This is a genomic window from Paenibacillus periandrae (genome assembly GCF_022458865.1).
GTDB classification, from domain to species: domain Bacteria; phylum Bacillota; class Bacilli; order Paenibacillales; family NBRC-103111; genus Paenibacillus_S; species Paenibacillus_S periandrae.
Map to the genome: position 1 here is coordinate 409,289 of NZ_JAJNMU010000003.1, position 16,485 is coordinate 425,773.

The window sequence follows — 16,485 nt, forward strand, 5'->3', positions numbered from 1 at the left end:
TTGTCGGCCTTAGCGGATTAAACATAAGGAGGTACAACGATGAAGGCACTCAGCCTATTCAGCGGCATCGGTGGCATAGACCTGGCATGTGAATGGGCTGGGATCAAGACAGTAGCTTTTTGCGAACGCGAGCCATTCCCACAAAAGGTGCTGCGGAAGCACTGGCCCAATGTACCAATCTACGACGATGTATGTACGCTTACGAAAGAGAGGCTAGAAGCTGATGGAATCGGAACAATTGACATTATTCACGGGGGATACCCTTGCCAACCTTTTAGTAATGCCGGGAACCGAAAAGGCACGGAAGATGACCGTCACCTCTGGCCTGAAGTGTTCCGTCTTATACAAGCCATACAGCCCCGGTGGTTTGTTGGTGAGAATGTTGCTGGGCACGTCACATTGGGGCTCGACATCGTGCTTGCTGACTTGGACAGTATCGACTACGCCTGGGAATCGATTATTATTCCGGCTGCAGCCGTCAACGCCCCACATCGAAGAGACAGAGTTTTCATTGTGGCCCACCCCAAAAGCATCGATCAGGGGGGATTGTCCATCAGAGAGAAGGCGGCACACACCAGATTTACATTCGGCGGTCAAGATGTGGCCGACACCCAGGGCAAACGATGCAGAGAAACGCGGGAACATCAATCCGAACGAACCGCGCAATGGACTACCGGCAGCAGTGAAACTCTTTCCGACCCCACAAGCCCGGGACTATCGATCTGGGGACGATCCGAACGGACCGAGATCTCAAAGGAAACGCGAACAGGGATGGAGCCCGAATCTAAACGACGTTGTGAAGATGTACCCGACACCGACTGCACAGGACGCAAAGAACAGCACGCTGCCACCATCACAGATAACTCGGGATTCAGTACCTGGGGCACTCCTTCGGGAGGGGAACAGTGGGCAATTGAACCCGACGTGGGTCGAGTGGCTAATGGGGTTCCCCAGCGGGTGGACAGACTTAAAGCACTCGGAAATGCCGTAGTGCCTCAACAGATTTATCCGATATTAGCTGCAATAAAGCAGATCGATGACATGATGTGGACGGTGTAGCTCTTGCCGTCAGGCCATCAATTCGACTGAATCCGCCCAAGCCGCAGCAGGTTTGGGCATTACAATCAAAGGAGGTACAAGCATGCTTGAACGATTTAAAGTAGTGATCCGGTACAATGGGAGCAGTGTTGTTCATTTCACCGAAACCGATGGAGAGGAAGTATTCCGGTACAAAGGATTTCGTTTCTTTACACATCGATATTACGGTAAAGATTTACCTGAATGGCGCGTATCATGCGCAATGAGTGGATCAGCTATAGGATGGGCTCCGTTTAGGGAAGATGCCATTAAAATGGCGAAAAAGAATCTTCACTTCGAATTCGAAAAATATCTAGCAGGACTGAAAAATCGTCCTAAAGCAAGATGGAGCCGTAGACCACCCCAGCCGCTAAAGGGCTAATCTATAACCTGATACGGATGGGTGGATGATTACTTATCCCAGTTATAAGGAGGAGAGTGGTAGAAATCGATCAATTCTCTGGCTTCCTCTACAGTGTCAACTAACTTAGTTCTTTTTGTGCCCAAGTCAGCTCGGTAACCATTTTCGGACTCATACTGTAAAATGCGAATTTTTTTATAAGTCTCAATCTCTTTATAATCTAACATCATGATCCACCTGCCTATAGGTATTTATTGGTAGTATACCATAAAATAATAAACTCGCATGATAAAGGATATTAAGCTCATTATCTATCAAAGGAGAGATGACCATGGCAAGCGGAATCATCATGGGTGATTGCCCTTATTGCGATGAGCTTGTGTGGGAGGACTCATGGACCCTCGATAGGTTTGATCGGGTATGTTGCGTAAAATGCCGAACAAAAGCAGGCAAGAAGGCGGCGATGGAACTGAAAATAAAGGTCATGATGGAAGCTCTTGAAAAATTATCTCCAGAGTCACTTATCGCCACAGAAGCGCTGTTCAAGGTTAAGGAAATTGATGGAGAGGGATAGGACGGTGTAAACATGGAAAAAACATATCAAATATTCTCAGTTGGTTTAGACAGACCAGAAATCATTGTCGCAAGTACGGAAGTAGAGGCTGTGAATGATCATTTAGAACGTGCTGGAGCAGGATTCTACGGTGCTGATGAAGCGCTCGAAGTATCGACAATATCCTTAGATAAAACATGCAAGTTTGAAGCCGATGACGGCAATTACAACGAAATGACATTTGCTGAATTCCTGGGCAAAGATTACATCTATAATGGTCCGCACTTGATTTGCTGGGTTGACTAATTTGGGGATAGGACGGTGTATAGGGAATGAAACCCGATAAATGGAAGCAGGAGTTAATCTTTATCAAGAGGGACGAAAACGGTGTGATCATCGGGGTCAGTGAACATACTCCAGAGGATTATGCGGAACCGGTTACGGATTCAGAAGAATAAACAAATTCCCCAGCGTGTGCCTTGGTCGGAGGCGCTGGGGAATAACTGTTCTCATCTACCATTATAACACGGGGGATGGGATTATACATGGCAAAACAGATGCAAATTTCAATGGCGATATATCAAATAGACGAAGAAGCAACCAAGGACGCCGTAGAGAAGTACCTGGGCGAAGCTCGGGAGTACCAAGTGACCGAATACATCCCTCTTGAGCAAAAGACAACACCAAGCTATGAGCCACGGTACCACGGTAATACAAATACCGTAAGCTCACCGGTTGAAAATATAGCGATGCATAATATAGAGGAGCAAGAACGCCGTGCCAAACACATTGAACGTGCCGAGAGAGCAATCTGCAGGCTTGGCTCCAGGCATCAGAAACTAATCAGAGTGCGCTTCATGGAGGATGATTATGTTACTGACACAGATGCAGCTGAAGAGCTTGGTTACTCAGGCAGACATTACCGCCGTATGAAGTCTCTTGCCGTTTACAGGTTGGCCGGAATACTCGGATTGGTAGTTTTAAGAGATGAATAAACACGTCCGCTCTAAGGCCATTCTGAGGCCGCTTTATGACCGATCCTTTGACGAAAGGCGTGGTATGATTGTATTGTAGCAAAATTGGATACGAACAAATGAGGGGCGCCGATGGTCAATGTCATTAAGTTAAAGCGTGTGCCCAATATTCAAAAGCAAGAGCAGGTTATCGAATAGATAGCCCGCTCTTTTTTTGTACCCCAAAAGACAAATAAGCCTTGACAAGCAGTTGGGAATGTGTGGCGAAGCCCCTTGAAAAAACGAGGAGGTTTCGCCCATGCATGCTTACGCGAGTTCACTAAAAGAAACGCTGACAACCCTCATTCAAGAGATGTCAGCGGCACCAGCGCCTTATGTCAAAAACCCCGAAAAAGACTTTACCCGGAAGAGAAAGCTGTCCTTCGAAACGATGATGCAACTTCTGATCTCTATGGGCGGAAACAGCATATACAAGGAGCTCTTGGAATCGCAAGGTTATGACGTAAACACGGCAACGACTTCCGCTTTTGTCCAACAACGCAATAAAATTTTGCCGTCTGCTGTAGAATGCTTATTTCATAAATTCACTCAAACGTACAGGGATATCAAGGATTACCGCGGGTATCGATTACTTGCCATTGACGGTTCGGATTTACATATCGCAACGGATCCAGCTGACAAGAACAGCTTCTTTCAAAGCCAACCCAACACGAAAGGCTATAACCTCCTGCATTTGAACGCAGCGTACGACCTATGCAGCAGACTTTACGTGGATGCTCTTGTCCAGCCAAGAAGGCTAAGTAACGAGGGAAGCGCGCTGGCAACCATGGTTGATCGTTCGCCCATCAAGAGCAAAACCATTGTGATTGCGGACAGAGGCTATGAAAGCTACAACAATTTCGCGCATATTGAACGTAAAGGGTGGAACTACGTCATTCGGGTAAAGGATTTGGATTCCAGTGGTATTCTGTCTAGCTTACGTTTGCCCGCTAGCGGAGAGTTTGATCGGGACATTCATCTGACACTTACCAGAAAACAAACCAAAGCGTTCAAGGCTTATCCTGGGTACAAATTCCTTCCGTCCAATTCTACATTTGATTTTTTGGATTCGCATGAGAACATGATTTACCCGCTATCTTTTCGGGTTGTTCGTTTCGTCCTACCTGACGGCGCTTATGAAACCGTCATTACGAATCTTTCTGCCGCGGACTTCCCGCCCGATGAACTCAGGTCCCTTTATCGCATGCGATGGGACATTGAAACCTCGTTTAGGGCATTAAAATACACGGTTGGTCTGACGAGTTTTCACACAAAGAAGCAAGCGTTCATCGCCCAAGAGATTTATGCAAGAATGATTCTCTACAACTTCGCTGAAATGATGACCTCGCACGTCGTCATTTCGCAAATGGATAAACGGCATCAATATCAAGTCAATTTCACGGTCGCCGTTCACGTTTGTAGACAATTCTTACGCTCTCGAGGTGATGAACCCCCGCTCGATGTTGAAGCGCTGATTCGCAAAAACATTTTGCCGATTCGACCCATTCGCCCGGGACAAAAGAACACGCGCAAAATCCGCTATAAATCAGCTGTCAGCTTCGTCTACAGAGTAGCATAATTCGATTCATATGAACATTTTTTTAAGCGGATCGTCCATCCGTTTGTTTGCTGTACCCATTTTTCAGTCTTGCAACAAAAAACAAACGGCACAGGGCTTTTCCCATGCCGTTTCAGATTCATTTTCTATTCACGATCTTGTCTCTGAGATTAACTTAATGACATTGCGCCGATGGTGTCCTTTTTTTGTTATCCATTTACCAATCGCAACTGTCGGTGGTACCGAAATCTTGATGGGGGTGAACACCTTCATTCAAATTAACACCTTTGCGATACAAGTTGGATACGTGCGGTTTACCGTGCTGGGAATATCACGCATTGAGGGCGAGGGGAGGGTGCCGCGTGAATGCATTAACAAATGAACAACGAATAGAATGGCTCGAACAAAGGATCTCACGGCTACTCAGCGATAGGAACCTGTATTTCAGAACAAGTCGAAGATTCATGGGTGAGTTATGCCAATTGTCTGTATGGGCCTATCAGAGGGAATTGCAGGTGCTGCAGCGATGAAGAGACTTACAGATAAAGAAACATCCAAGCAGCCTGCATTATGCGTAAAATGCGTTTGGGGTAATTGAGATCATCGGAAATAAAAGGAGCCTTCGATCGGCTCCTACTGTACTAATGATTTCCCCAGTTCAATAAACCTTTTTGAAAATTATCCGCGGCTAAAGGAACGATTCCCATTGCCATGCATACAAGCAGGGTCAAGACTATGACAGATAAAATACTGCCAATCAAAATGTCACGTACTGGTAGATTTTGTACCCATTCCAATGTGTTCAAATTAAATCACCTCCTTTAGACCTATTACTTTCGACGGGAAAAGAGGTAAATCCTTCCTTTTGTCGAATTGTGATGGTGGGGGGGTGATAGCTTGAAATACAAAGTAGTATTTACTGTTGCTGTTTCGAACGAATATGCAGCCGCTCATGTTGAAAATCTTTTTAATAAAATGGCGGATGATGGGTATAGACTTCATAGCTTAACACAACAAACAAACAGGATTGGTACATCTGGTAACTTAGCAGTTTTTGAAAAGATAGATCCCGAGGCACCCTAACCGGTGCTTTTTCTTTTGCCAACAAACAAAGTGAGGTGGTGGTCATGGCTAAGAGTAAGTGGGAAATAAACGTTAAGCCTAAGCTTGATCTAATCAAAAGCTGGGCTCAATCTGGTTTGATTGATAGGCAAATAGCCAAGAATCTCAATATCGCCTACTCAACATTCAATTTATACAAGGACAAATATTCGGAATTATCGGAAGCCCTAAAGAAATCCAAGGAAGAGGCGGACTACGAGGTCACAAACAGCCTCAATAGGGCTGCTAATGGCTTTGAATATTTCGAAGAGACACAAGAGCTTATCAATGGAGAATGGCAGGTTACCAAACGAACCAAGAAGGTCCAACCTCCGAACGTGACAGCTGCTATCTTCTGGCTCAAAAACCGCGACCCTAAGAACTGGCGGGATAAGCAGCATATCAACCATTCCGGTGGCGTTGTGAGTACAGTAGTTGATTATAGCCATTTGAGCGATGAAGAGCTTGAAAAGGAGCTTGAGAGTTATGGCGACGATTGAGTTGACCCGGGATGAAAAGGAGAAAATGCTTGCCCTGAAAAGAGAGAAGCGAATAAGAAGAGCCCGGGATTCCTTGTGGGAGTATTGCAAAACGGAAAGCCCTGGCTTCTACAAGGAAAACCGTTGGCACCTGAAGCTTAACTGCTGGATCCTTCAAGCGTTGTATGATCGGAAACTTACTAAAGAGGCGTTTATCGAGGCATGTGCTGAGATAGCGCCTATTTGGTTTATCAAGGGCCGTGAGTATATCGAAATGCTTGAACAACTCCAGGATCATCATACTTATACGCGCCTCATGCAGAATCTTCCCCCACGGGTTGGTAAGAGTCGCACGCTGGTTAACTTCTGCAAATGGGCATTCGGGCAGGATCAGGCGAACCGTGTCATTACATGTTCCTACAACGATGATCAGGCGAGCGATTTCAGTCGTTACACCCGGGACGGCATTGATGAAACCAAGAACTTCCCGCATGAGATTATATTCAATGATATTTTCCCGGGCGTTTACATCAAAGATGGCAATGGGTCCTATCAGCAATGGGCGCTGGATGGTCAGTTTTTTAATTACAAGGGAGCTGGGATCGGCGGGAGCATCACAGGTAAAGGTTGTAATATCTCCATAGTCGATGACCCTGTAAAGGATGCTGAGGAAGCTTATAACGAGAACAGGCTCAACGTGATCTGGCGCTGGTATACAGGCACATTCCTTTCCCGTTTGGAGGATGAGGGCAAGGGCGGTATAGAAATCGTCAACATGACTCGATGGGCCAAAAAAGACGTTTGCGGTCGTATTCTTTCCGGACCTGAAGCAAACGAATGGTTCGTGCTGAAGCTTGTAGCCATGGACGACGACGGAAATATGCTTTGTCCAGACCTGCTCTCTAAAAAGCGTTACCTCAGCCTTAAAACAAATGTAGACGCTGCTATCTTCCGGGCCAACTATCACCAGGAGCCCGTCGATATCCAAGGTAGGCTATACAAATCGTTCAAAACCTATGAGGACATTCCTCGCTTCTCCAATGGAGAAGTTGCTTTTGAGCGAATTATCTCGTACACGGATACAGCTGACACGGGTAACGATTATCTTTGTCAGCCTGCAGCTGGAGTTTACAAAGGAGAATTGTACATGCTAGATGTGCTTTATACGAAAGAGGGCATGGAAGTAACCGAGCCAGCTGCTGCGGACATGCTTGTCAAGAATGGCGTCAATGATGCAATTATTGAATCCAATAACGGGGGCCGCGGCTTCGCACGAGCCGTTGAGCGAATCATTTGGGAGAAGTATAAAACAAGGTCTGTCATTGTCAAGTGGTTTCATCAAACCAAAAACAAAGTAGCGCGAATCCTTTCAAATAGTACATTCGTGATGGAACACATCTACATGCCGGCGAATTGGAAAGATCGATGGCCTGAGTATTACGAAGCCATGACCACTTATCAGAAGGAAGGCAAGAACAAAAATGATGATGCTCCTGATGCGACTACGGGATTGGCTGAACAGATCAATGAACAGGCTGCCAATCCGTTAGATCGATTAAGACGGCTATCGAGATAAGGAGGTTATCCAAATAGATGCAAGATAGAGACACGCAATCAAGGCTGGACGGCATGCGTAGCCGGGCTAATGCTGTGCAGAGGAATGATTTCTTGGTCGGCCATGGGAAGGCGGGAGCAAAGGACGCTTTATCAAGGCAGCGGATTCCGCTTGGGTATAATCGTATTTCTCACCCTGAGCTTGCCGCTTTTTACGCCACGAATCAGTTCGTACAAAACATCATCGACATACCTGCTGAGGATCTGGTCCGTAACTGGTTCAAGCTGAAAATGAAGGATGAGAAGCTGAATGGGCTGCTCATGCGTAAGTTGCGGGACCTGAACGCCAAGGAAGCTTTCACGGACATGCGACGCTATGAACGGCTGCATGGTGACGGCTTTGTTTCTATTGGAGCGAATCAGGCGACAAACTTCACACTGGCCCAACCGCTTGACCCGTTGAAGCTTCGGCGCATTGATTACCTGCACGCGTTCAGTTCCTATAAGGTCGGCAGCTTCCAGGTCAACGAGGACATGTTCAGTCCGACATACGGGCAAGTCGAGCAATTCCAGATAAACAGGCGCAGTCAGATAGGGCGCCAGATCGCAGGAAATGATAACGGCTATGTTCATCGGTCGCGCCTCTTCCACGACCAGACACGGCGCTTAGAGATGGACCTGCAAGGTCAATCAGTCATAGAGCCTATGTATGATGTGCTGACGGTGTTCGATACGGCGCTATGGAGTGTGGGGCAAATCCTTTATGACTTTACGTTTAAAGCATACAAGAGCCCGGGTGTGGACCACATGAATAAGGAGGACAAGCAAGAATTCTCCATGCTTGCAGATTTTATGTTCCGCACTGAAGCGTTAGCCTTGATCGGTAAGGATGAGGAGTTAACCAAAGTTACAACCAATGTGGCGGGAATTAAGGATCTGCTCGACTTCGTATGGGAGTCTCTTGCCGGATCTGCCAAGATGCCTAAGAGCGTAATCAAGGGGCAGGAAAGCGGCACGATCACAGGCGCACAGTATGATGTGATGAACTACTACTCTCGTATCGCGGCCGCACAGGAGACAGAGTTAAGACCACACGCGGAGCGTTTGATTGGATACCTCATGCTGTGTTCCGACGATGTTGGCGGTCGCATCGATCCCGATAACGTTGAATGGGAGCTTGTCTTTAATCCACTGTGGAACGTCGATCAGGAAACGGATGCTAAGATCAGGAAGATGCACGCTGAGGCAGACAACATTTATATAACCGCTGGTGTACTGGATCCTGATGAGGTAAAGGCGAAACGGTTCCCTGAGCTGGAATCGTCTGAGACTGCATTAAAAACGGACAGCCTCATCTTTGCCCAAGAGGAATTAGACGAGCTGCTGAAAAGGGCAAGCGAACGGTTTGGGGAGTGATCACATGGCACGCCGAATGATTATACCACCTACTCGCTTCCCGAATGCTGTTGCAGCCAGCTATTCACGGGCGATGGCACAGATGATACAGCAGATGCACAGCATCACGTACGCTGCCTTACTAAAGTCTATTGCTGAGGAAGTGAGGATTTACCAAAACGAGAGTTACCGTGCTGATGGTCCGCTGGATATTATTTGGAACGCCTTGAAGTTTGCCAAGGATCGTGTCGCGGCGCAGATATTCAATCCGGCCAAGGTTGTTGAGGTCGCTTCTCAGTTCGTAAGCCGCGTTAATTTCTTCAATAAACGCATGGTCAACAACCAATTTGACGGCAGGGTTAGAGGATTCGATCCAACCGAACGAGAACCGTGGATAAACGACTATATGAAGGTGTCGGTCAAGGAGAACGTCAGTTACATTACAAAGCTCCAGGACGATTACGCTGCCCGTGTGGAATCTATTGTCATGCAGGGCGTCAAGAACGGGCAAAAGCTTACCGACATGGCGCAGGAGATCAGTAAGGCTGCCAACATAAGCTATCAGCGAGCCAAGTTTATAGCTCGGGATCAAACGGGCAGTATCACAGGGCAGCTCACAGCAAAGAGACACCAAGATGCCGGATTCAAACGGTTCAAGTGGTCTACAAGCCATGATGAGCGGGTCAGGCCAGAGCACCGAGGGTATGACGGCAAGATATACCCCTACGATCAACCGCCTGCTGGTAAGCTGCCAGGAGTACCTTTTAATTGCAGGTGTGTTGCTTATCCGGTAGATGATGAGGAATAAATTGTGTGAAACTTCCTGAGAATCGTTAATTTTCCGTTGTATAATCAATGTGTGTTAGTAGACGAAGGAGGATGAACGCGTTGAAAGATCGTTATTTTAAGATTACGGGCACGAGAGTGACTGGGGACTATTTTGTTAAAGAATACATCAATGGAGTTCCTAACGAGTTATTCAAAATAGTTAAGAAATACAAAGGTGGATTGAAAGAGGCTAGGCAAAGAATAGGAGAACACCTTAAAAATCAAGGTTACTCCATGAATGATGTTTTCAAACATGAATGTATTGTCCCTGGGAGAAAAAACAACCCATCACATAAATGGACTATTGAAGAATATCTAATCGGAGTACCAATAAAATAAAGAAATTAAAGCGCCGGAGGGTGCTTTTTTAATTGCCCGGAAGGAGGTGAACAAAAGCAATGAAGCAGCAACGATATGACCGCGCTACCGTGTTGGACTTTGCTGACGATGCCGCTGGGTACCTGACCGTTACCGCTGCTATAACGCGCCCGGGCGTCTTCCCTTACCGCAGGAGTGACGGAAAGGTGCGGTATGAAGCGAAGCTGCCGGAGGATATATTCAGCGATTTGGCAGTATCCACAGCTCGTGCAAAGCCCGTTACCGACGAACACCCGCCGGAACCAGTCACTTCTCGCAATTGGCAGCAGTATGCGAAGGGTACCAGCCACACCGATAGTCGGGTCGAGGGAGATATGCTTAAAATCTCAATGACCGTCACGGACCCGGCATTGATCCAACGTATTCGCTCTGGTGACCAGAAGGAGATTTCCATAGGTTTTGAAACCGATTTGATCAGCGAGCCTGGCGAGTACATGGGGCAGCGCTACGATGCAAAACAAACCAACATAGCAATTAATCATATTGCAATCACTAAGCAAGGGCGGGCGGGTCCGACGGTGGCGATCCGCGGTGATTCAGCATATGAGATTGACGAAAACGACAAAGGAGATGAAACGATCACAATGGCAAAGTATACGATTGACGGAAAAGAATTTGAAGTGCCAAGCGAAGTTAAATCTCGTTTGGATGCAGTTGAGGCTCAATTGGAGTCAGCTAAAACAAAAGCGGCTACGGTAGATACTCTGCAAGGGCGCTATGACGCTTTGGAAGCAACACTCAATACAACCAAGCAAGAGCTTGAGGATACCAAGAAAAACGCCCTCACGAATCAACTGGACGCTGCTGTTACTGCAAGGGTGGAGCTTATTGGGTCTGCGAAGACATTCCTTGGAGATTCTTTCAACTTCACCGGCAAGAATGACCGTGATGTGAAGCTGGCCGTGATTCAAAAAGTGAAGGGTGCGGATTTCAAGTCCGATGGCAAGACCGACGATTATGTGAATGCTTTCTATGATGCTACAGTCGAACGTTCCAAGGCAGATGGGTTTTCCTCTATCGGAGCTAACCACATGGCTACAGGCGGCACATATAGCACAGACAGCCAGAAAAAGGTTGATGAGAACCGTGCAGCTCGCTTGAATATGCACAATAAGGAGGCGAAATAAGTCATGCCCATTTCAAGCTATCCGCAATACATGAGTGAGGTTGGCGGCAAAGGTACTCTTGCTCTATATCCTGAACATCATGCCGACACGGTGGCTGCATCTGCGACAATCCCATGGGGTAAAGCAGTGCAATATACGGCTACCAATAAGAACAAAGGCGAGGTATACGCAGGTACTCGCAAGGTGATTGGCGTGGCAATGGCTAACCATTATGCGGAATATCGTACCACGACTACAGTAGGTGAGTATGTAGTCGGTGACGCTGTTTCCGCGCTTCGTAAAGGCTGCATTTGGGTCGAAGTGCTGGAAGATGTGGTAAAGGGCGATCTTGCTGTTGCAGACAACACCACAGGTAACTTCAGACCTTCAACAACCGGAACGGCAACGATTTCGGCTATTGTTGGAGAGTTTAAGTCATCTGCATTGGCGAATGGCCTTGCGATCCTTGAATTGAATCTGCCAAATGCTTAATCAAATTAAAATGGAGGTGCTCCAAGAAGATGACAATGACAAACGATGCGATCACAACAAGAATTAGGCCGCTTGATCTTGAAGCGGTGGACAACACGCTGTACGAACCGAAATACGAAGAGCTCACAGCACGCCAAGCAATCAGCCTGAAAACGGATATTCCTGCCGGTGCTGAAACCTACGCCTACAACATCATGACACGGTCAGGAGTTGCTAAGATTCTGGCCAACAATGCCGATGACGTACCTTTGGTTGACTTGGATATGCGCAGAGAGTTCCAACGCATCTATTCAATTGTAACAGGGTTCTCATACACGGTTCAGGAGCTACGCGCAGCTGCCATGGTAAATATGCCTGTGGACCCTGCTAAAGCGGCTGTTGCACGTAGGGCCGTAGCCGAAAAAGAAAATCGCTTAGTATGGGCTGGTGATGACGATTATGCAATTAAGGGTATCGTCAACACTGTAGGAATCCAAGTGACCAATGTTCCAAATAATGCAGCTGGTACCAGCAAGCTTTGGTCTGCAAAGACTCCAGCAGAGATTCTTAAGGATATCCGCATCCTTAAAGGTCTGATCACGGTTTTGCCGGGTCAATCAAATGGGAGCTTAACTTTGGCTTTGCCAGTTACGCAATTCGAAGCGCTTGACGAGCGGTATAGCGATTACGATTCTCGAACTCTAAGAGAGGTCATCAATTCTTACGGGTGGTTCAAGCGCATTCTGAGGGTTGCTGATTTAAAAGGAAAGGGGACGGCTGGCTCTGATAGTATGCTGATCTTTGACGGATCACCTGAGGTTGTTCAGTTACTGCTTCCAATGGATATGATTCGCCATGACCCTGAATGGAAGTTCCCGCGCTGGAAAATCGCGGTTGAAGAACGTTGCGGCGGCGTTATCGTTCGCTATCCCATGGCTATTGCGAGAGGAGACGGTATCTAATGATCGTTCATAACAAAGGGGATTTTGTAAGAAGTCAGGGAGGCGTCCGGTTGATTCCGGGCGTCAATAACATCACGGATGGGGAATGGGCTATCTTTAAAGCTGATTCTCTCAATCAGGAACTTATCGATGATGGGGAAATTGTTGCTCAAGAGATCGATGGCAAAGCAAAGACATTGGCTGATTTGAATAATGGAGAAGCAGCAGCTTTGATTAAGGACACATTTGATTTGAATTTGCTGGCTTCACTGCTCAAGGAAGAAGAGGCAGGCAAGAACCGTAAATCGGTCCTTGATATCATTTCCAAGCAGGCAGCTACGATTGAAAAAGAGATCGAGGAGGCCAAGAAAAAGGCCAAGGAAGGCGACGACAACGAGTAAAGGCGGTGCGTCATGAAAACAACTATTCAAAAAGTTCGTGGTATAGCTGCGCACCTTACAGGTATGAAAGATGAAGACCTACAGTTGTATGTTGATGATGCTTACGACGATGTAATTAACCTGTATGGTGTTCCGGACGAAAAAGCGGAACGTCTAAACCGCTATCTTGCTGCGCATATGGCTACTCTGAACATCCGGAGAGCTATTTTGAAAAAGGCAGCAGATTTACAGGTACAATATGCACGCGCAGATAGCGTAGGTGGTTCGGAGTATCTTGACGAATTCAATCGCTTGCTTGCTTTGCTAACCGGGAAGGGTCCGAGGATCGGATTAATGGTGCTCTAATGGCCTCTAGTGGCGTTCGTGTAAGTATTTTTGATCGCATTTCAAATTGGGTGAAGTTCAAGAAGCACATGAAGGAACTGGATAAGTATGGCGTTGAGGTCGGGGTATTCGGGGCAGATTCATTCATTCAGATGATCGCCAATGTTCACGAATACGGATTAACCATAAAACCTAAAGGTCAATTCTTAACAATTCCTACTGCAGCAGCGGGTGATCGAGGGGCAAGAGACTTCGGGAAAGAACTGTTCAGGCCAAAAGGTAAGAAAATTCTTGCAGTTGCAAAGCCGGACGGGACCCTTGAGGTCATGTTTTATTTAGTGGAGAGCGTAACGATACCAGAACGTTCTTTCATTCGTTCCACCTTTGACGAAAAGAAAAGGGAATGGGACCGTTACTTCGAAAAGCTGATGGAGGAATTGCTGCTCAAGTACAAAGCCACACCAAAGCAGCTATATGACAGGCTGGGGGCTCGCATGGTAGCTGATGTACAAGCTAAGATAACAGCTCTTCATAATCCGCCGAATGCGCATGCCACCAAGAAGCGAAAAGGAAGCACTAACCCATTAGTTGATACCGGAAAGCTGCGTCAAGCCATTACCTATAGGGTGGTGAGGAAGTGACACAGATCATGGACTTTAATGAGTTGTTTAGCGAGTGGGTAGCTACATTCCAACGTATTCCGAAGGGCGAGGGCCATTACGATTATGAAAACGGCGGTATTTGGGTATCAGGATATGGCGAGCCAGAGGAAATGACGGCAATAATCGTTGCGCTGACATACAAGGACCTGAATGACCTCCAGTTCTCTCCTGGGGGCGTGTATACGCGGGATGATTGCAAGATTTACCTGCAGAAACCACGGGAATTAATTAGGGATGATCGTGTAATATACAAAGGGCAGGAATACCTTGTCGTGGAGCAGATACCTTACGATGAATATGCCGATTTTGATATATTTATCATCAAGCGGGTGGATACCAAGGGGCGTGACCCTGTTGTTTGATATCCCAGCTATACGCAATCCGATTATCAAAGGGGCTTACCAAAAGCTCCAGTGCCCGCTGATCCGTGTCGATCAGACAGGCGATGTGCCGGATTACCCATATGTTACGTATACCATTACCTCACCGCGGATCGCTCAGAGCCAGCATGAAATCGACGTCACAACAGCGCTCGGTCGGACTCGTACTAAGACCGTGGAAATGGTGTTTTCCTTTACGGCCTACTCTGAAAAGGAAGATGAGACTATGGATTTATGCATGAAGCTGGTTGAACATTTTGACCGGACGGCTCGGGACGATCTACGGGATATCGGAATCGTGGTGGTGAACATTGGATCTATCGATAACCGTAGCGTATTTTTGGCAGAACATTACGAAAGGCGGCAAGGCTTGGATGTGCGAATCCGAGTCATTGACCGTCTTTTTGAGCCTGCAGGTACAGGAACGGGTTATATTGAGCAAGCAGAAATTACGAAGGAGGAATGATCGTGCCAATTTCAGATGTAAGAGTCATTATCGATTTGCAAAAGCCAGCAGGCCTGATTGGTTTCGGGCTGCCTCTCATACTCGGAACCAGCACAGCAGGAGCGGCTTACAAGAAATACGCTGATTTGACGGCAGTGGCAGTGGATTACATCGCAAGTACAGAAGAATATAAAGCAGCTGCGGCATTGTTTGGTCAGGGCGATAATTCGCCGCGGGAGATTGCCATTATAGCAAGGAAGACCGGATCAACAGCAGAAACGCTGGCTGATGCGCTGGTAAGGGTTCTCGCCGCGGACTGGTATTTCCTTATCGCCATCACAAACACGGTAACAGATGTAGTACAGATCGCTGATGCTATCGAAGCAGAAGGAAAGCGAATGTTCTTCACCCGCACGAGCAGCAAGACAGATCTTGCCACCATTCAGGCAGAGGATTACATGCGCACTGCTGTTTTCTATCACACCACGACCACGAATTACCCTGAAGCGGCATGGGTAGGAGATACAGGTGCTCTTCCGGTGGGCAGCGCTACATGGAAATTCAGAACACTGACAGGTATTCAGCCAATGGCAATCGATGCAACAGAACTGAATGCTATTCATGCGCTAGGGGCTGTTACTTATGTTACGAAGGCAGGAACGAACAGCACCTCAGAGGGCGTCGTCGTGGAGGGCGAATACATTGATAATGTCATGGCTCAGGATTGGGTTAAAGTCAATATCGAGAATAGTGTGCAGTTCCTTTTGAACCGCGAGGACAAGATCCCTTATACCGATGCAGGCATATCGTTAATCGAGGGGGCTGTCAGAACTGTTCTGCAAGCTGGGTTTACTCAGGGCATTATCGCAGGGGATGAGGCCGGGAAGCCCATGTATTCAACAGATTTTCCGACAAGGGGCGAGACAACCGCAGCAGACCGAGCAGCAAGGGTTTTGACAGGCGGTAAGTTTTCATTCCAACTTGCGGGAGCAATCCACTCGGTTGATCCAATTAAAGGCACTATATCGGTGTAGAAAGGGGAAAGAGACATGTCGAATTTAAATAGTTTCGATGCAAAAAGTGTCACTGTTACCGTTAATGGCACGTTTATAACGGGTTTTGCGGATGGCACATTTGTTCAGGGCGAGAAAGATGAGGATAACTTCACTACTAGCGTAGGCGCTCAGGGTGATGTTGTTGTAAACGAAGTGAATAACCCTCTCGGAACAGTCACCATCACGATCCAACAGACTTCGCCGTCGGTTGCATACTTAAACGGTTTGGCCAACAGTAAAGAGTTTGTTCCGGTTTGGGTTATCTCTAACAACTCACCTAAAGAAAAGTTTGGTGGAAGCAAGTGTCGTGTCAAAAAGCCAAGCAGTTCTTCATTTTCTAATGAAGATGAGGATAGAGAGTATGAAATTCAAGTTTTTGATTATACGCAGGAATAATGGGAGG

At 47.0% G+C, this 16,485-nt stretch carries 26 protein-coding genes; 24 read left to right on the forward strand and 2 right to left on the reverse strand.

The genetic code is table 11. The features are described 5' to 3' along the window. The first annotated feature begins 39 nt into the window (after positions 1-39). Both LRL21_RS06835 and LRL21_RS06840 read left to right on the forward strand, forming a co-directional pair. Positions 40-1,059, forward strand: coding sequence for a DNA cytosine methyltransferase (locus LRL21_RS06835; RefSeq protein WP_240415003.1), 1,020 nt, complete (start codon positions 40-42; stop codon positions 1,057-1,059). Positions 1,060-1,141: 82 nt separating this feature from the next. Further along, positions 1,142-1,459, forward strand: a complete 318-nt coding sequence (locus LRL21_RS06840; RefSeq protein ID WP_240415004.1) for a hypothetical protein — start codon at positions 1,142-1,144, stop codon at positions 1,457-1,459. A gap of 29 nt (positions 1,460-1,488) precedes the next feature. Here LRL21_RS06840 and LRL21_RS06845 read toward each other — a convergent pair whose 3' ends face one another. Then, positions 1,489-1,668, reverse strand: coding sequence for a hypothetical protein (locus tag LRL21_RS06845; RefSeq protein ID WP_240415005.1), 180 nt, complete (start codon positions 1,666-1,668; stop codon positions 1,489-1,491). Positions 1,669-1,769: 101 nt separating this feature from the next. Between LRL21_RS06845 and LRL21_RS06850 the strand changes: the two genes are divergently transcribed. The 6 genes from LRL21_RS06850 to LRL21_RS06870 all read left to right on the forward strand — a co-directional run bounded on the left by LRL21_RS06850 (position 1,770) and on the right by LRL21_RS06870 (position 4,944). Next, positions 1,770-2,012, forward strand: a complete 243-nt coding sequence (locus LRL21_RS06850) for a hypothetical protein (RefSeq protein WP_240415006.1) — start codon at positions 1,770-1,772, stop codon at positions 2,010-2,012. Between the two features lie 12 nt (positions 2,013-2,024). Continuing rightward, positions 2,025-2,297, forward strand: coding sequence for a hypothetical protein (locus LRL21_RS06855; RefSeq protein WP_240415007.1), 273 nt, complete (start codon positions 2,025-2,027; stop codon positions 2,295-2,297). 26 nt (positions 2,298-2,323) lie between these two features. Continuing rightward, entirely contained in the window at positions 2,324-2,449 is a 126-nt protein-coding gene (locus tag LRL21_RS45555; RefSeq protein WP_275900624.1) for a hypothetical protein, read from the forward strand. 87 nt (positions 2,450-2,536) lie between these two features. After that, entirely contained in the window at positions 2,537-2,986 is a 450-nt protein-coding gene (locus tag LRL21_RS06860; protein WP_240415008.1) for an ArpU family phage packaging/lysis transcriptional regulator, read from the forward strand. 277 nt (positions 2,987-3,263) lie between these two features. Further along, complete coding sequence (locus tag LRL21_RS06865; RefSeq protein WP_240415009.1) at positions 3,264-4,583, forward strand: IS4 family transposase; 1,320 nt, start codon at positions 3,264-3,266, stop codon at positions 4,581-4,583. A gap of 10 nt (positions 4,584-4,593) precedes the next feature. After that, entirely contained in the window at positions 4,594-4,944 is a 351-nt protein-coding gene (locus tag LRL21_RS06870) for a hypothetical protein (protein ID WP_240415010.1), read from the forward strand. A 259-nt stretch (positions 4,945-5,203) separates the two neighbouring features. Here the strand turns inward: LRL21_RS06870 and LRL21_RS06875 are convergent, their stop codons facing one another. After that, the gene (locus LRL21_RS06875; protein WP_240415011.1) at positions 5,204-5,368 is read right to left on the reverse strand and encodes a hypothetical protein; all 165 of its coding nucleotides are present in this window, start codon (positions 5,366-5,368) and stop codon (positions 5,204-5,206) included. Between the two features lie 91 nt (positions 5,369-5,459). On the opposite strand from LRL21_RS06875, the gene LRL21_RS06880 reads away from it, so the two are divergent. The 16 genes from LRL21_RS06880 (at position 5,460) to LRL21_RS06955 (ending at position 16,478) form a co-directional block, all read left to right on the forward strand. Further along, positions 5,460-5,645, forward strand: coding sequence for a hypothetical protein (locus LRL21_RS06880; protein WP_240415012.1), 186 nt, complete (start codon positions 5,460-5,462; stop codon positions 5,643-5,645). A 44-nt stretch (positions 5,646-5,689) separates the two neighbouring features. Continuing rightward, positions 5,690-6,163, forward strand: a complete 474-nt coding sequence (locus LRL21_RS06885; protein WP_240415013.1) for a transposase — start codon at positions 5,690-5,692, stop codon at positions 6,161-6,163. Continuing rightward, on the forward strand, positions 6,150-7,718 hold the full coding sequence (gene terL / locus LRL21_RS06890) for a phage terminase large subunit (RefSeq protein ID WP_240415014.1): 1,569 nt from the start codon (positions 6,150-6,152) through the stop codon (positions 7,716-7,718). Before LRL21_RS06885 ends, terL begins: the two co-directional genes overlap by 14 nt. A 17-nt stretch (positions 7,719-7,735) precedes the next feature. Further along, positions 7,736-9,112 carry an anti-CBASS protein Acb1 family protein gene (locus tag LRL21_RS06895; protein ID WP_240415015.1) on the forward strand — a complete coding sequence of 459 codons (1,377 nt, stop codon included), beginning with the start codon at positions 7,736-7,738 and terminating at the stop codon, positions 9,110-9,112. Between the two features lie 4 nt (positions 9,113-9,116). Beyond that, complete coding sequence (locus LRL21_RS06900) at positions 9,117-9,899, forward strand: phage head morphogenesis protein (protein WP_240415016.1); 783 nt, start codon at positions 9,117-9,119, stop codon at positions 9,897-9,899. Between the two features lie 80 nt (positions 9,900-9,979). Next, positions 9,980-10,258: a hypothetical protein gene (locus LRL21_RS06905; protein ID WP_240415017.1), complete on the forward strand. Its 279-nt coding sequence runs from the start codon at positions 9,980-9,982 to the stop codon at positions 10,256-10,258. 59 nt (positions 10,259-10,317) lie between these two features. Next, positions 10,318-11,424 (forward strand): DUF2213 domain-containing protein, encoded by a 1,107-nt coding sequence (locus LRL21_RS06910; RefSeq protein ID WP_240415018.1) that lies wholly within the window; start codon positions 10,318-10,320, stop codon positions 11,422-11,424. Positions 11,425-11,427: 3 nt separating this feature from the next. After that, entirely contained in the window at positions 11,428-11,895 is a 468-nt protein-coding gene (locus LRL21_RS06915) for a structural cement protein Gp24 (protein ID WP_240415019.1), read from the forward strand. 29 nt (positions 11,896-11,924) lie between these two features. Beyond that, the gene (locus LRL21_RS06920; protein WP_240415020.1) at positions 11,925-12,836 is read left to right on the forward strand and encodes a DUF2184 domain-containing protein; all 912 of its coding nucleotides are present in this window, start codon (positions 11,925-11,927) and stop codon (positions 12,834-12,836) included. Next, positions 12,836-13,216, forward strand: a complete 381-nt coding sequence (locus LRL21_RS06925; RefSeq protein ID WP_240415021.1) for a hypothetical protein — start codon at positions 12,836-12,838, stop codon at positions 13,214-13,216. Before LRL21_RS06920 ends, LRL21_RS06925 begins: the two co-directional genes overlap by 1 nt. A 12-nt stretch (positions 13,217-13,228) precedes the next feature. After that, positions 13,229-13,561, forward strand: a complete 333-nt coding sequence (locus tag LRL21_RS06930; RefSeq protein WP_240415022.1) for a DUF4054 domain-containing protein — start codon at positions 13,229-13,231, stop codon at positions 13,559-13,561. Further along, positions 13,561-14,181: a phage virion morphogenesis protein gene (locus LRL21_RS06935; RefSeq protein WP_240415023.1), complete on the forward strand. Its 621-nt coding sequence runs from the start codon at positions 13,561-13,563 to the stop codon at positions 14,179-14,181. The genes LRL21_RS06930 and LRL21_RS06935 overlap by 1 nt, the downstream gene beginning before the upstream one ends. Continuing rightward, positions 14,178-14,564, forward strand: coding sequence for a hypothetical protein (locus LRL21_RS06940; RefSeq protein WP_240415024.1), 387 nt, complete (start codon positions 14,178-14,180; stop codon positions 14,562-14,564). Before LRL21_RS06935 ends, LRL21_RS06940 begins: the two co-directional genes overlap by 4 nt. After that, on the forward strand, positions 14,557-15,048 hold the full coding sequence (locus tag LRL21_RS06945; RefSeq protein ID WP_240415025.1) for a phage neck terminator protein: 492 nt from the start codon (positions 14,557-14,559) through the stop codon (positions 15,046-15,048). The genes LRL21_RS06940 and LRL21_RS06945 overlap by 8 nt, the downstream gene beginning before the upstream one ends. 2 nt (positions 15,049-15,050) lie before the next feature. Continuing rightward, positions 15,051-16,061, forward strand: coding sequence for a DUF3383 family protein (locus tag LRL21_RS06950; RefSeq protein WP_240415026.1), 1,011 nt, complete (start codon positions 15,051-15,053; stop codon positions 16,059-16,061). A 15-nt stretch (positions 16,062-16,076) separates the two neighbouring features. Next, positions 16,077-16,478 (forward strand): phage structural protein, encoded by a 402-nt coding sequence (locus tag LRL21_RS06955; RefSeq protein WP_240415027.1) that lies wholly within the window; start codon positions 16,077-16,079, stop codon positions 16,476-16,478. Positions 16,479-16,485: the final 7 nt, after the last annotated feature.

Coding starts and splice junctions, on each gene's coding strand:
- LRL21_RS06835 (WP_240415003.1), top strand. CDS start 40: ATGAAGGCACTCAGCCTATTCAGCGGCATCGGTGGCATAGACCTGGCA.
- LRL21_RS06840 (WP_240415004.1), top strand. CDS start 1,142: ATGCTTGAACGATTTAAAGTAGTGATCCGGTACAATGGGAGCAGTGTT.
- LRL21_RS06845 (WP_240415005.1), bottom strand. CDS start 1,668: ATGATGTTAGATTATAAAGAGATTGAGACTTATAAAAAAATTCGCATT.
- LRL21_RS06850 (WP_240415006.1), top strand. CDS start 1,770: ATGGCAAGCGGAATCATCATGGGTGATTGCCCTTATTGCGATGAGCTT.
- LRL21_RS06855 (WP_240415007.1), top strand. CDS start 2,025: ATGGAAAAAACATATCAAATATTCTCAGTTGGTTTAGACAGACCAGAA.
- LRL21_RS45555 (WP_275900624.1), top strand. CDS start 2,324: ATGAAACCCGATAAATGGAAGCAGGAGTTAATCTTTATCAAGAGGGAC.
- LRL21_RS06860 (WP_240415008.1), top strand. CDS start 2,537: ATGGCAAAACAGATGCAAATTTCAATGGCGATATATCAAATAGACGAA.
- LRL21_RS06865 (WP_240415009.1), top strand. CDS start 3,264: ATGCATGCTTACGCGAGTTCACTAAAAGAAACGCTGACAACCCTCATT.
- LRL21_RS06870 (WP_240415010.1), top strand. CDS start 4,594: ATGAACATTTTTTTAAGCGGATCGTCCATCCGTTTGTTTGCTGTACCC.
- LRL21_RS06885 (WP_240415013.1), top strand. CDS start 5,690: ATGGCTAAGAGTAAGTGGGAAATAAACGTTAAGCCTAAGCTTGATCTA.
- terL (WP_240415014.1), top strand. CDS start 6,150: ATGGCGACGATTGAGTTGACCCGGGATGAAAAGGAGAAAATGCTTGCC.
- LRL21_RS06895 (WP_240415015.1), top strand. CDS start 7,736: ATGCAAGATAGAGACACGCAATCAAGGCTGGACGGCATGCGTAGCCGG.
- LRL21_RS06900 (WP_240415016.1), top strand. CDS start 9,117: ATGGCACGCCGAATGATTATACCACCTACTCGCTTCCCGAATGCTGTT.
- LRL21_RS06910 (WP_240415018.1), top strand. CDS start 10,318: ATGAAGCAGCAACGATATGACCGCGCTACCGTGTTGGACTTTGCTGAC.
- LRL21_RS06915 (WP_240415019.1), top strand. CDS start 11,428: ATGCCCATTTCAAGCTATCCGCAATACATGAGTGAGGTTGGCGGCAAA.
- LRL21_RS06920 (WP_240415020.1), top strand. CDS start 11,925: ATGACAATGACAAACGATGCGATCACAACAAGAATTAGGCCGCTTGAT.
- LRL21_RS06925 (WP_240415021.1), top strand. CDS start 12,836: ATGATCGTTCATAACAAAGGGGATTTTGTAAGAAGTCAGGGAGGCGTC.
- LRL21_RS06930 (WP_240415022.1), top strand. CDS start 13,229: ATGAAAACAACTATTCAAAAAGTTCGTGGTATAGCTGCGCACCTTACA.
- LRL21_RS06935 (WP_240415023.1), top strand. CDS start 13,561: ATGGCCTCTAGTGGCGTTCGTGTAAGTATTTTTGATCGCATTTCAAAT.
- LRL21_RS06955 (WP_240415027.1), top strand. CDS start 16,077: ATGTCGAATTTAAATAGTTTCGATGCAAAAAGTGTCACTGTTACCGTT.